This window comes from Streptococcus mitis (assembly GCF_002860865.1).
GTDB classification, from domain to species: Bacteria; Bacillota; Bacilli; order Lactobacillales; family Streptococcaceae; genus Streptococcus; species Streptococcus mitis_AT.
The window spans coordinates 1-14,963 of sequence record NZ_PKIE01000014.1 but is presented as its reverse complement, the minus strand read 5'-3'; the positions used below and the strand labels follow the sequence as shown (position 1 = coordinate 14,963).

The following is a 14,963-nucleotide window of genomic DNA, read 5'->3' as shown; positions in this document are numbered from 1 at the left end:
AGAGTAACATAAATCTCAAAAAATAGGGTGAAAAAACCTTTATTTGTCATGCAAAAAAATAGAAGATAGGATAGAGAATCACTTTGATGTTCTCAATCCTATCTCCTATTTAAAGAGTTAGATCACTAACTTAATGACATTGACCTCAGGGCTGGTTTCTTTTACATATTAATCTTCTTTCAACTTCGCCAATTCTTGGGCAAGAAGTTTAAGGGCGACTTGTGGGTTGGCTTGGCCTTTGGTTGCTTTCATAAGGAATCCTGTGAAGGCCTTGTCTGCGTTGCGTTTGCCTGACTTGAAGTCGGCAACAGCAGCTTCGTTATCGGCAAAGACTTGGTGGATAATTGGAATCAAGACAGCTGGATCTGAGATTTGGACCATACCTGCTTTTTCAACATATTCACGCGCTCCGCCGCCATTTTTAGCAAGGTGGACAAAGACTTTCTTGGCAATCTTAGAAGAGATAGTGCCGTCTTCGATGATGGCAATCATTTCAACCAAGTTTTCTGGTGTCAATTCGATTTGTTCTAGTGTCTTGCCTTCAGCGTTCAAGAACTGAGCGACTTCACCTTGGAGCCAGTTAGAAACTTGTTTAGCATCACCACCGAGGGCAACAGCTTTTTCAAAGAAATCAGAAGTGACTTTGTTTGCAGTCAACTGACTAGCATCGTAGTCTGACAAGCCAAGGTCAGAGATGTAGCGTGCACGGCGTTCTTTTGGAAACTCTGGCAACTCTGTCCGCATTTCCTCGATCCACTCGTCTGAGATTTCAAAGAGAGGTAGGTCTGGTTCTGGGAAGTAGCGGTAGTCTGCAGCACCTTCCTTGACACGCATGAGGATGGTTGCTTTGTTAGCTTCATCATAACGGCGTGTTTCTTGGCGGATTTGACCGCCTGATCGAAGGATTTCAGCTTGACGTTGGACTTCGTATTCAAGACCTTTGCGAACGTTTGAGAAGGAGTTGAGGTTCTTCAACTCAGTTTTGGTACCGAATTTTTCTTGACCATAAGGGCGAAGGGAGATATTGGCATCCACACGCATCGAACCTTCTTCCATCTTAACGTCAGAAATGCCAGCGTACTGGATAACTTCCTTGAGGGCAGTTAGGTAAGCATAGGCTTCTTCAGGCGAACGCATATCAGCTTCAGATACAATCTCGATCAATGGCACCCCTTGGCGATTGAGGTCAACATAAGAGTAGCCGTCTGTACCGTGTGTGTTTTTACCAGCGTCTTCCTCTAGGTGGGCACGCTCGATACCGATTTTCTTAGTCGTACCGTCTTCTAGCTCGACTTCAATCCAGCCGTTATAACCGATTGGCTCATCGAACTGAGAAATTTGGTAGGCTTTTGGATTATCAGGGTAGAAGTAGTTCTTGCGGTCAAAGTGCATCTTTTTGTGGATGTCCATATTGAGGGCAAGAGCAGCCTTGATACCGGCATCAACAACACCTTTATTGAGAACTGGCAGAACTCCTGGGAAAGACCAGTCAATCACGTTGGTATTGGCATTTTGGTCATTTCCAAAGTGGGCAGAAGTAGGTGAGAAGATTTTTGAATTGGTGTTGAGCTCTACGTGGACTTCAAGTCCAATGACTGTTTCAAAGTTCATTAGTTGTCACCTCCAAAAATCACGGGTTGTTGTTTGTGGTAGTCTGTTGTTGCTTCAAAGGCAGCTGCTGCTTGGTAAATAGTCTCTTCTGAGTACTTAGGACCAATCAATTGCAGACCAACAGGTAGACCTTGAGAGAATCCAGCAGGAATCGAAATTCCAGGCAATCCTGCCAAGTTTACAGGTATAGTCAAGAGGTCAGCCAAGTACATGGCAACTGGGTCGTGGTTGAGTGAGTCCAAGTCATAAGCAACACTTGGAGCAGTTGGACCCAAAATCAAGTCATAATTTGCGAAGACTTTTTCGAAATCTTGAATGATGAGGGTACGGACCTGTCCAGCTTTCTTGTAGTAGGCATCGTAGTAACCTGATGAAAGGCTGAAAGTACCTAACATGATACGACGTTTCACTTCTTCACCAAAACCTTGGCTACGGCTATTTACGTAGATTTCATCAAGATTAGTCGCATCTTCTGCGCGGTAGCCGTAACGGATACCGTCAAAACGTTGCAAGTTTGATGAAGCTTCAGATGAAGCGATGATGTAGTAGACGGCAACACCGTATTTAGAGTGAGGAAGGCTAACTTCTTCAACGATAGCACCCAATTTTTCAAAGTGCTTAGCAGCATTCAGAATGGTTTCCTTAACCTCTGGGTCAATCCCTTCGCCTAGGTATTCCTTAGGTAAAGCAATTTTCATGCCCTTGATGTCTTGACCGATTTTTGAAGTAAAGTCGGCAATGCGGACAGGGGCAGAAGTAGAGTCTTTGGCATCTTCGCTGGCAATAGCGTTGAGCAAGAGGGCGTTTTCCTTAACAGTAGGAGCAAAAGGTCCAATCTGGTCTAATGAGCTACCGAAGGCAATGAGACCGAAACGAGAAACCGTTCCGTAGGTTGGTTTGAGACCAACGATCCCGTTGAAGGCAGCAGGTTGGCGGATGGAACCACCAGTATCAGAACCAAGTGACAAGCGGACTTGCCCAGAAGCTACGGCTGCGGCAGAACCACTTGATGATCCACCAGGAACTTTGCCTTGATCCCAAGCATTTTTAGTTGCTCCGTAGTGTGAAGTTTCACCTGAACCACCCATAGCAAATTCGTCCATGTTGGTCTTTCCGACGACAATCATGCCTTTAGATTTTGCATTGGCAACCGCAGTCGCATCAAAGATCGGCTCGTAGTTGTAGAGCATTTTTGAGGCTGCAGTTGTGAGAATGCCGTCTGTAGAGATATTATCTTTAACTGCAAGTGGAATTCCTGAAAGGACATTATCAGTGTCAATTCCAGCTTCATCAATAGCTTTAGCTTGAGCAAGGGCTTGCTCCTCAGCGATGGTAACAAAAGCGTTAATAGCTGTCTCGCGAGACTTGATATCTTCAAGCGTTGCTTGTGTCAATTCAGTTGCTGAAATTTCCTTAGAAACAAGGAGATTATGCAAGTCTTCAATGGTTTTATTGTTAAAAGTCATTAGGCATCTCCTCCATCGTCTAGGATAGCTGGTACCTTGATATAGTAGTTGTCTTTTTCAGGTACATTTTTAAATAAGCGGTCACGGTCTGTTCCTTCTTCGGCCACATCAGGGCGGAGTACGGTCTTACGGTCAGCCATGGTCGTAGTAGGTGCGACACCAGTTGTGTCAACTTCGCCCAGCAATTCAACCATGTCAACAATTTTAGACAAGGTAGTCGCAAAGGCAGCAGTTTCTTCTTCAGAGAATCTTAATTTTGAAAGATTGGCAACGTGTGTTACCTCTTCTTGCGTAATTTTCATCTTGCATCCTTTCGTGAAATGATGATTTTTAGTCTGTTCTATTTTACCATATTTTCCTATAAATAAGGGAGGGATAAGTGAAAAGAAATAGAAATTGAAAAAAATGCTAAAATTCGATATAATGGAGTGTTGAAAGGAATGGTAGAATCCAATGTAGAAATCATTCTTAGCTATTGAAACAAGAAAAATAGAGAATCAAAGAAAGAGAACTTATGAATATTCAAGAAGAAATTAAGAAACGTCGTACTTTTGCCATCATCTCCCACCCTGACGCGGGAAAAACTACTATTACTGAGCAGTTGCTCTACTTTGGGGGTGAGATTCGTGAAGCTGGTACCGTAAAAGGGAAGAAAACAGGGACTTTTGCCAAGTCTGACTGGATGGATATCGAGAAGCAACGTGGGATTTCGGTTACTTCATCTGTTATGCAATTTGACTACGACGGAAAACGCGTGAATATCCTCGATACGCCAGGGCACGAGGACTTCTCAGAAGATACCTATCGTACCTTGATGGCGGTGGATGCTGCGGTCATGGTTGTGGACTCTGCCAAGGGTATTGAGGCCCAGACCAAGAAATTGTTTGAAGTTGTCAAACACCGTGGCATTCCGGTCTTTACCTTTATGAACAAGTTAGACCGTGACGGTCGTGAGCCACTAGACCTCTTGCAAGAATTGGAAGAAGTCTTGGGTATTGCTAGCTACCCGATGAACTGGCCTATCGGGATGGGGAAAGCTTTCGAGGGTTTATATGACCTTTATAACCAACGTTTGGAACTCTATAAAGGGGATGAGCGTTTTGCAAGTTTAGAAGATGGGGACAAGCTTTTTGGTAGCAATCCTTTCTACGAGCAAGTTAAGGATGATATTGAACTTTTGAATGAAGCTGGGAATGAGTTTTCAGAGGGAGCTATCCTTGCTGGAGAATTGACACCTGTCTTCTTCGGTTCAGCTTTGACAAACTTTGGTGTGCAGACATTCCTTGAGACTTTCCTTAAGTTTGCTCCAGAGCCACATGGACATAAGAAAACAGACGGAGAAATTGTGGATCCTCATGATAAGGATTTCTCAGGATTTGTCTTTAAAATCCAAGCCAACATGGATCCTCGTCATCGTGACCGTATCGCCTTTGTCCGTATCGTATCAGGTGAATTTGAGCGCGGTATGAGTGTCAATCTACCTCGTACTGGTAAGGGGGCTAAACTGTCTAATGTTACCCAGTTTATGGCTGAAAGTCGTGAGAATGTGACTAATGCCGTGGCAGGAGATATCATCGGGGTTTACGATACAGGTACTTATCAGGTTGGGGATACATTGACAGTTGGGAAAAATAAATTTGAATTTGAACCCCTGCCAACCTTTACTCCTGAAATTTTCATGAAAGTTTCTGCTAAGAATGTCATGAAGCAAAAATCCTTTCATAAGGGAATCGAGCAATTGGTGCAAGAAGGTGCCATTCAGCTTTATAAGAATTACCAAACAGGCGAGTACATGCTGGGAGCTGTTGGTCAACTCCAGTTTGAAGTCTTTAAGCACCGTATGGAAGGAGAGTACAATGCGGAAGTGGTCATGAGCCCAATGGGTAAAAAGACTGTTCGTTGGATCAAGCCTGAGGACTTGGATGAACGGATGTCATCAAGTCGCAATATCTTGGCTAAAGACCGTTTTGACCAACCAGTCTTCCTCTTTGAAAATGACTTTGCCCTCCGCTGGTTTGCGGATAAGTACCCAGACGTAGAGTTGGAGGAGAAGATGTGACTCAGTACCAACAATTGGAACTAAAGTTCCTAATTGTTGGATGCTAGTCGCTATTTGGCGAACTAGCTAACTGCCTCACTAACTGAGTTTTACAAATGGAATCGATTTGTAAAACTCAGTGTCGTAATCCAATAATAGGTAACCGCTATGGCGGATTACCTAAACGCTTCACTAGGCAAAGTTCACGAATGGCATCGATTCGTGGACTTTGCCGTCGTAACGGGTAGGAAGTGGCCCAGCTAACTGCCTTACTAACTACGTTTGGCAAATAGAATCGATTTGCCAAACTCCGTGTCCTAGTGTAACAATCTCTAATCTTTATGTTGGTTGATCTAAATATTCTAATAAGAGAAGTCCAGGAATGCTATATTCATGGGCTTTTTCGTTGTGGCAAATGGGAAGTTGACTTGCTAAGATTGGTGTTTTGGTCTTGTATCAGTAACTACTATAGTGCTTTATTCAAATCTCCTATGTCAGAAAATCCTGCGAATGTTATGGCATTGTGGGATTTTTTGTAAGGGTTAGTGAGTCTAGCTACTTGACTTTCTAATAGTCAAGTAAAACCAAAGTAAACCTTTTTTCTTGCTAGCTTGCTCAAAAAATATCCTAGTTAAACTATATACTTTGAAATTTACTATCTCTTAATTCTAATGAAAGTAGAGAAGAGTTCCTTGGATAATATATATGTCTATTCGAAGAAAAATGATGCTCTTTTTGATTTTAGATAAGCATCACGCATTCGTCTGCAAAAATAATGGATTTCTCTTTTTTATAGCCCAGTCAATGAGGGATTCGGTTTGCTAGTATATTAACTGTATTTGTCAATGGAACCTCCATGAAAAATCAATCAGAAAATGCTTTTTTTTTTTAGCAAAATACACTACAAAATAAGTTGACTTAATATGATGATTTGTGTATAATAGAGACCGATTGCATTAAGCTAACTAATGTAGTACTTTTTTGGAGGAAAAAAATAAATGTTTTTCAGACGTCAAGAGGGTCAATATCGTGAAACTGATCGTGTGACCCGCTATAAGTTGGTGAAATCCGGTAAGCATTGGCTGCGGGCTTCAACCTCTTTATTTGGTTTGTTCAAGGTTTTCCGTGGTAGTGTTGACACTACTCAAGTTATGACCGAAGTGGTTGAAAACCAAACGAGCAATACGATTACAGGCCTCGATATCATAAGGGGGCTGGCAGCTACAGGAGCTGTATTAGGCGGAGCAGTGGCAACACAAACTACTGTTCATGCCAATGATGCAGTTGCCCTTGAAAAGACATTAGAGTCATCGGATGTTCTAGTTGCCAATGATACAGTTGTTCTCGGGTCGGCATCGCAAAAAAATTCAGAAAATTCGGTAAGTTTATCACACTCAGAAAGCGAGAGTATATCTACCTCAGCATCGACCTCTACTAGCCAATCAGTGAGTGTTAGTGCCTCTGCAAGTATGTCAGCAAGTACTTCGGTTTCTGTTAGCGCGTCGACAAGTGCTTCAACTTCGGCTAGTGTGTCAGCAAGTACTGCTGTAAGTTCTAGTCAGTTGATGGTTAATTCTGGGGGTAGTTCGGCTGCTACTAGCGCTACTAGTGTTGAAACTTCTGGACAATCAGAATCTGCATCGATTGCGAATCAAGGGTTGTCGAATTCTAATTTTTCCGCCCCTGTATTGGATGCAGCTAAGTCAGAGACATCTTTGACAGCTAGAAATGCAGAATTAACAAGTTTGGCGGGAGTAACTGCTGGTGCCATAGCAACATCGGAAGTTTCAGCTAAACAACAGGATGAAAATCGTAAGAAGTTAACCAAACTTTCGGCTGAAATGGGTGAGTACTTAGCAAAAGCAGCTGGTCTACCTAATAGTGATGCAGCTATAGCAAAAGTGAATGCTGCGGTGACTGCTATCGAGACAGCCCTTGCTAATCCTAGGGCAGATTTGACCGAAACTGTAAAACTAGCGACCTCTGCTCGTAACTCGATTGTTAATGCTGTGTTGAGAGTCAATTCAGGTGCGCGTGATGACCGTAATGGACAAGCGATAGAGAGGGGCGCTTCTCCTAGAGCATCATTCTCTAGTCATGGTACGACAGCCTCAATTGCGTCTACTAATTATAACCCCAATACTCATGAAGTTGTTTGGCGTATTAATATGCATGCTAACAATGCCTTGCATCATGTAGGGCTTATTGCGGATGTAGATTCCAATACGACGATTAATCATGTGACCTTTAATGGACAACCAATGGATAAACGTGGTGGTTCAAGAAATGAGTATGTCTATGATATACGCCATGACGAACAAAGAAACCTAGAGGCAACGCTTGAGGTTCATGCCACTGTAAATAAGCAGTCGAAAGCTGCTAGCTTGAACGCAAGAGTTGCTACAAGCAGTCAACCGTTTACAAGTGCGGATACTTCTGGAAATTATAGCGGTTCAATAAGTTCAACTGTTCCAACTGGTAGTCGTGGAAGTGACAGAAGTGCTCAACCAAGAGCGGTTTCGAATGCACCAACTATAACAGCTGATAACGAGAATATGACGGTATACAATGATGATAAAGTTGAAAATGTCATCAGAATATCTAGAGCACATGATAATACTTCTGTATTTTACTGGAATAAGACAGGTGAGGATCCTGTTCCTGGTTTGACTCTTACGGGACCTAATATGAACAAGTATGGTCGATATGATACTATAACGGCTGCGGTTTTGGGAACTGTTGGGAACGGAACTGCATCTGCCACAGTTGGGAAAACATACTATTATCAAGTTGGTGCTTCGAGTCCGCAACCAAACCCAGAACAGACATATAAGAATATAACTATCACGGTTAAAGGATTTAATGAGCGTAACAATCCTGTCAGTGGTGCGGTTGTTTCAGTTAATGATCCGACAAATTTAAGTAAGTCGGAAAGAGATCAAGTGTTTGATAACTATAGAACGGCCAATGCTAGCATTCTTTCAAGAACAGATTACAAAAAAGGAAATCAAGAAGGTTCTATCAGTGTAGATAATAGAGGGCGTGTTACACTTACTTATAGAGATGGTACGTCTAGTACGATCCAAGCGGATGTGAGAGATGGAGTTGCGCCAACTGCTGCTTACACTGTCAAAGTGAATAACCAAACGCCTCAAACAGATAGTGCTGGACGTTCTATTTTTTATGCTGGAGATCAAATTCAGATTACTTTTACTGGTGATGACAACTCTGGAAAATTGAAGGAATTGACCTTGAATAAACAAGGTCCAAATGGGACATTGATTCCTCTAGACGATTTCTTTGAAGGTAACTCTACTAAATGGGGGACTGGTGCGGTAGATAATATTACAAGTGTAAGTACTGCTCCAGTTACAAAGACAGTAAATGTTACTGTAAATAAGAACATGCAATGGGCGTCTGGTAATATATTTTCTCGTGTAGTTAAAGCAGTCGATCCTACAGATAATTCTACAACTAGTTCTTGGTTTGGAGTTACTCAAGGTCAGCTCAAGGATCGTTTACATGTTGTCAAACCATCTAAAGTACTCGTTGGTGATAAAAATGCATTGATAGAATCAGAAAGAGAAGCTATCAAAAATGCCATTTTTGCTCAAAATAATCAAGATACTCATCGCATCAAATCGATCGATGTTTCAAGTAATGGTACAGCAACAATTACCTATAATGACTTAACAGTTAATACCCTTCAACAAGTAGATACGGTTGAAGAACGTCCAAAAGTGGGAGTGACAGTAAGTCGAAATGGTAAGGTGTTAACTCCAACACAAAATCCTCAACGTGGTGCAGAATACATTGTATATGCAGGTGATGATTTCACAGTTGATTTCACAGCATCTGATAATAGTGGAAAACTAAAAGAGTTTAAGATTGTCGCAAAAGCAGATGCCAACCGATCAGCTTTAACAACTAACTTCTTCCAAGGAGATAGTGGGACAGGTGATGAATATGGTAGAGGTTCAGTCGCTTATCTAAATAGTGGTAATATCAATGCTTCTGAGAACACCCCTGCTCATATTACTGTAAACGCACATTTAAAAGATGATTTACAATATAATTCAGGTAATACATGGCAACGAAATGCTGTTGCTACAGACCAAGAAAACTATCAGAGTCAAATTGGTAGTCTTGGGAATGTTCGTATTACTCAAGGTCAGCTCAAGGATCGTTTACATGTTGTCAAACCATCTAAAGTACTCGTTGGTGATAAGAATGCCTTGATAGAATCAGAAAGAGAAGCTATCAAAAATGCCATTTTTGCTCAAAATAATCAAGATACTCATCGCATCAAATCGATTGATGTTTCAAGCAATGGTACAGCGACAATTACCTATAATGACTTAACAGTTAATACCCTTCAACAAGTAGATACGGTTGAAGAACGTCCAAAAGTGGGAGTGACAGTAAGTCGAAATGGTAAGGTGTTAACTCCAACACAAAATCCTCAACGTGGTGCAGAATACATTGTATATGCAGGTGATGATTTCACAGTTGATTTCACAGCATCTGATAATAGTGGAAAACTAAAAGAGTTTAAGATTGTCGCAAAAGCAGATGCCAACCGATCAGCTTTAACAACTAACTTCTTCCAAGGAGATAGTGGGACAGGTGATGAATATGGTAGAGGTTCAGTCGCTTATCTAAATAGTGGTAATATCAATGCTTCTGAGAACACCCCTGCTCATATTACTGTAAACGCACATTTAAAAGATGATTTACAATATAATTCAGGTAATACATGGCAACGAAATGCTGTTGCTACAGACCAAGAAAACTATCAGAGTCAAATTGGTAGTCTTGGGAATGTTCGTGTTACTCAAGGTCAGCTCAAGGATCGTCTTAAAGTGACAAATCCTGAATTGACAACTGTTGAAAATAAAAACAGCTTGACCGCAGAGGAAAAGACTGCTGTCAAGAATGCCATCTATGCTAAAAATGCTAAAGCAGATCACCGTATCAAGGACATTGAAGTCCAGCCAGATGGTACAGCAACGATTGTCTACAATGATGAAACAAGTAGTACTCCAATTCCGCAGTCAGCTACAGTTAATGAGCGACCTACAATTAAAAACTTAACTCCTAGTAATGCAGAAATCGACCGCGCTAATCCGCATAAGATAGTTGTTTATCGTGAAGAAAGATTTAGTGTGGATGTGAACTTGACTGATGACCATGGTCGATTGGACAAGATTAAGGTAGATGATAGAACTACTGTAAGCGCTGATACTCCAAATTCATTTGAGGTGAGACCTCAAGCGCGAATCAGCGTTCCTGCTAAAGGAACAGATATTAACTTTACCGATAAATCTAAGAAATTGGGACAAGACGGCAATGCCACAGAGGCTAATCCGTATACAATAACTATTTCGGGATATGTAGGTGGAAAACAGGAAATTAATAACAACCCTGATAAGAATAGCTGGACCCGTTATATTACTGGTTATGACCAATCTAATTTAACGAACAATAACGATGCCAACAACCCTACAAATAACGCCTATATCCAGATTGAGTTCCGTAAGCAGTCAGATAAGTACGATCCGAGAGCAACGAATCATACAGTGAAGGTGACTTCAAATGGATCTGTTCCAAATTTGGGATCACCAGAGACTTATATTTCTAATAAATCTGACTGGCCAGCTGAAGGTACAACGCCAGGTGCAAGAACGACTTATAAATGGAAAGATGGTGAAAATTCACCTGTTACAAATGGTAAATTAACACGCACAGTTATAGTAACTTATCCAGATGGTTCGACAGATGAAGTTCCAGTTACTATTACGGTAGATGATTCAGAGTATAGATCGCAGTCTGCCTCAACGAGCACATCTAAGTCAGCATCGACAAGTGCTAGCCAAAGTGTCTCAACAAGTGCGTCTAAGTCAGCATCGACAAGTGCTAGCCAAAGTGTCTCAACAAGTGCGTCTAAGTCAGCATCGACAAGTGCTAGCCAAAGCGCCTCAACGAGCGCGTCTAAGTCAGCATCGACAAGTGCTAGCCAAAGTGTCTCAACAAGTGCGTCTAAGTCAGCATCGACAAGCGCCAGCCAAAGTGCTTCAACGAGCGCGTCTAAGTCTGCCTCAACAAGTGCCAGCCAAAGTGCTTCAACGAGCGCGTCTAAATCCGCCTCAACAAGTGCAAGTCAAAGTGCCTCAACGAGCGCGTCTAAGTCTGCCTCAACAAGTGCTAGCCAAAGTGTCTCAACAAGTGCGTCTAAGTCAGCATCGACAAGCGCCAGCCAAAGTGCTTCAACGAGTGCGTCTAAGTCTGCCTCAACAAGTGCAAGTACATCGGCTAGCACATCAGCATCAACAAGCGTAAGTACTTCAGCAAGTACATCAGCTTCAACGAGCGCAAGTACGTCAGCAAGCACGTCAGTTTCAACAAGCGTAAGTACGTCAGCAAGTACGTCAGCTTCAACAAGCGTAAGTACATCGGCTAGCACATCAGCAAGCACATCAGCAAGCACATCAGCATCAACAAGCGTAAGTACTTCAGCAAGTACATCAGCATCAACAAGCGCAAGTACATCAGCATCAACAAGCGCAAGTACATCAGCAAGTACGTCAGCTTCAACAAGTGCAAGTACATCGGCTAGCACATCAGCATCAACAAGCGTAAGTACTTCAGCAAGCACATCAGCAAGTACGTCAGCATCAACAAGCGTAAGTACTTCAGCAAGTACGTCAGCATCAACAAGCGCAAGTACGTCAGCAAGCACGTCAGCATCAACAAGCGTAAGTACATCGGCTAGCACATCAGCAAGCACATCAGCATCAACAAGCGTAAGTACTTCAGCAAGTACATCAGCATCAACAAGCGCAAGTACATCAGCAAGTACGTCAGCTTCAACAAGTGCAAGTACATCGGCTAGCACATCAGCTTCAACAAGTGCAAGTACATCGGCTAGCACATCAGCATCAACAAGCGTAAGTACTTCAGCAAGCACATCAGCAAGTACGTCAGCATCAACAAGCGTAAGTACTTCAGCAAGTACATCAGCATCAACAAGCGTAAGTACTTCAGCAAGCACGTCAGCAAGTACGTCAGCATCAACAAGCGTAAGTACTTCAGCAAGCACATCAGCAAGTACGTCAGCTTCAACAAGTGCAAGCACATCAGCAAGCACGTCAGCTTCAACAAGCGCAAGCACATCAGCAAGCACATCAGCAAGCACTTCAACAAGCACATCGGCTTCAACAAGCGCAAGTACATCAGCAAGTACGTCAGCATCAACAAGCGCAAGCACATCAGCAAGTACGTCAGCTTCAACAAGTGCAAGCACTTCAACAAGCACATCGGCTTCAACAAGTGCAAGCACATCAGCAAGTACGTCAGCTAGCACATCGACTTCAACAAGTGCAAGCACATCAACAAGTACATCGGCTTCAACAAGTGCAAGCACTTCAACAAGCACGTCAGCTTCAACAAGCGCAAGCACATCAGCAAGTACGTCAGCTTCAACAAGTGCAAGCACATCAGCAAGTACGTCAGCTTCAACAAGTGCAAGCACTTCAGCAAGCACATCGGCTTCAACAAGCGCAAGTACATCAGCAAGTACGTCAGCTTCAACAAGCGCAAGCACATCAGCAAGCACATCGGCTTCAACAAGTGCAAGCACTTCAACAAGTACGTCAGCTTCAACAAGCGCAAGCACATCAGCAAGTACGTCAGCTAGCACATCGACTTCAACAAGTGCAAGCACTTCAACAAGTACGTCAGCTTCAACAAGTGCAAGCACATCAACAAGCACATCGGCTTCAACAAGTGCAAGCACATCAACAAGCACATCGGCTTCAACAAGTGCAAGCACATCAGCTAGCACATCGACTTCAACAAGTGCAAGCACTTCAACAAGTACGTCAGCTTCAACAAGCGTAAGTACTTCAGCAAGCACATCAGCAAGTACATCAGCTTCAACAAGCGCAAGCACGTCAGCAAGCACGTCAGCGTCAACGAGCGCAAGTACATCAGCAAGTACGTCAGCTTCAACAAGTGCAAGCACATCAGCAAGTACGTCAGCTTCAACAAGCGCAAGCACATCAGCAAGTACGTCAGCTTCAACAAGTGCAAGCACTTCAACAAGCACATCGGCTTCAACAAGTGCAAGCACATCAGCAAGTACGTCAGCTAGCACATCGACTTCAACAAGTGCAAGCACATCAACAAGTACGTCAGCTTCAACAAGTGCAAGCACTTCAACAAGCACGTCAGCTTCAACAAGCGCAAGCACATCAGCAAGTACGTCAGCTTCAACAAGTGCAAGCACATCAGCAAGTACGTCAGCTTCAACAAGTGCAAGCACTTCAGCAAGCACATCGGCTTCAACAAGCGCAAGTACATCAGCAAGTACGTCAGCTTCAACAAGCGCAAGCACATCAGCAAGCACATCGGCTTCAACAAGTGCAAGCACTTCAACAAGTACGTCAGCTTCAACAAGCGCAAGCACGTCAGCAAGTACGTCAGCTTCAACAAGTGCAAGCACTTCAACAAGCACGTCAGCTTCAACAAGTGCAAGCACATCAACAAGCACATCGGCTTCAACAAGCGCAAGCACGTCAGCAAGTACGTCAGCTTCAACAAGTGCAAGCACATCAGCAAGTACGTCAGCTTCAACAAGCACATCGGCTTCAACAAGCGCAAGCACGTCAGCAAGTACGTCAGCTTCAACAAGTGCAAGCACGTCAGCAAGTACGTCAGCTTCAACAAGTGCAAGCACTTCAACAAGTACGTCAGCTTCAACAAGCGCAAGCACGTCAGCAAGTACGTCAGCTTCAACAAGTGCAAGCACTTCAACAAGCACGTCAGCTTCAACAAGTGCAAGCACTTCAACAAGCACATCGGCTTCAACAAGCGCAAGCACGTCAGCAAGTACGTCAGCTTCAACAAGTGCAAGCACATCAGCAAGTACGTCAGCTTCAACAAGCACATCGGCTTCAACAAGTGCAAGCACATCAGCAAGTACGTCAGCTTCAACAAGCGCAAGCACATCAGCAAGTACGTCAGCTTCAACAAGCACATCGGCTTCAACAAGTGCAAGCACATCAGCAAGTACGTCAGCTAGCACATCGACTTCAACAAGTGCAAGCACATCAACAAGCACATCGGCTTCAACAAGTGCAAGCACATCAGCAAGCACATCGACTTCAACAAGTGCAAGCACTTCAACAAGTACGTCAGCTTCAACAAGTGCAAGCACATCAACAAGCACATCGGCTTCAACAAGCGCAAGCACGTCAGCAAGTACGTCAGCTTCAACAAGTGCAAGCACTTCAACAAGCACATCGGCTTCAACAAGTGCAAGCACATCAACAAGCACATCGGCTTCAACAAGCGCAAGCACATCAGCAAGCACATCAACAAGCACATCGGCTTCAACAAGCGCAAAGTACATCAGCAAGTACGTCAGCTTCAACAAGCGCAAGCACATCAGCAAGTACGTCAGCTTCAACAAGTGCAAGCACTTCAACAAGCACATCGGCTTCAACAAGTGCAAGCACATCAGCAAGTACGTCAGCTTCAACAAGTGCAAGCACTTCAACAAGCACGTCAGCTTCAACAAGCGCAAGCACATCAGCAAGTACGTCAGCTTCAACAAGTGCAAGCACATCAGCAAGTACGTCAGCTTCAACAAGTGCAAGCACTTCAGCAAGCACATCGGCTTCAACAAGCGCAAGTACATCAGCAAGTACGTCAGCTTCAACAAGCGCAAGCACATCAGCAAGCACATCGGCTTCAACAAGTGCAAGCACTTCAACAAGTACGTCAGCTTCAACAAGCGCAAGCACGTCAGCAAGTACGTCAGCTTCAACAAGTGCAAGCACTTCAAC

The 14,963-nt window shown here is 43.4% G+C and carries 6 protein-coding genes and 1 pseudogene; 2 read left to right on the top strand and 5 right to left on the bottom strand.

From position 1 onward, the window contains the following. Positions 1-168 precede the first annotated feature (168 nt). Genes gatB through gatC form a run of 3 tightly spaced genes read right to left on the bottom strand, consistent with a single transcriptional unit; the run spans position 169 to position 3,379 of the window. Positions 169-1,611, bottom strand: a complete 1,443-nt coding sequence (gene gatB, locus CYK18_RS10500; RefSeq protein ID WP_101786487.1) for an Asp-tRNA(Asn)/Glu-tRNA(Gln) amidotransferase subunit GatB — start codon at positions 1,609-1,611, stop codon at positions 169-171. Beyond that, on the bottom strand, positions 1,611-3,077 hold the full coding sequence (gene gatA / locus CYK18_RS10495; protein ID WP_101786485.1) for an Asp-tRNA(Asn)/Glu-tRNA(Gln) amidotransferase subunit GatA: 1,467 nt from the start codon (positions 3,075-3,077) through the stop codon (positions 1,611-1,613). The genes gatB and gatA overlap by 1 nt, the downstream gene beginning before the upstream one ends. Next, complete coding sequence (gene gatC, locus CYK18_RS10490; RefSeq protein ID WP_000705419.1) at positions 3,077-3,379, bottom strand: Asp-tRNA(Asn)/Glu-tRNA(Gln) amidotransferase subunit GatC; 303 nt, start codon at positions 3,377-3,379, stop codon at positions 3,077-3,079. Before gatC ends, gatA begins: the two co-directional genes overlap by 1 nt. A gap of 212 nt (positions 3,380-3,591) precedes the next feature. Here gatC and CYK18_RS10485 point away from each other — a divergent pair, with 212 nt between their 5' ends. After that, complete coding sequence (locus tag CYK18_RS10485) at positions 3,592-5,136, top strand: peptide chain release factor 3 (RefSeq protein WP_101786483.1); 1,545 nt, start codon at positions 3,592-3,594, stop codon at positions 5,134-5,136. Positions 5,137-6,113: 977 nt separating this feature from the next. Next, positions 6,114-10,913: pseudogene (locus CYK18_RS11215) on the top strand (accessory Sec-dependent serine-rich glycoprotein adhesin); the annotation flags it as partial. A 362-nt stretch (positions 10,914-11,275) separates the two neighbouring features. Here the strand turns inward: CYK18_RS11215 and CYK18_RS11210 are convergent. Both CYK18_RS11210 and CYK18_RS11170 read right to left on the bottom strand, forming a co-directional pair. Continuing rightward, the gene (locus CYK18_RS11210) at positions 11,276-14,548 is read right to left on the bottom strand and encodes a hypothetical protein (protein ID WP_308300792.1); all 3,273 of its coding nucleotides are present in this window, start codon (positions 14,546-14,548) and stop codon (positions 11,276-11,278) included. Continuing rightward, positions 14,508-14,963: magnesium transporter (locus tag CYK18_RS11170; RefSeq protein ID WP_257960202.1), on the bottom strand; the 456-nt coding region annotated here is incomplete at its 5' end. The genes CYK18_RS11210 and CYK18_RS11170, both read right to left, overlap by 41 nt.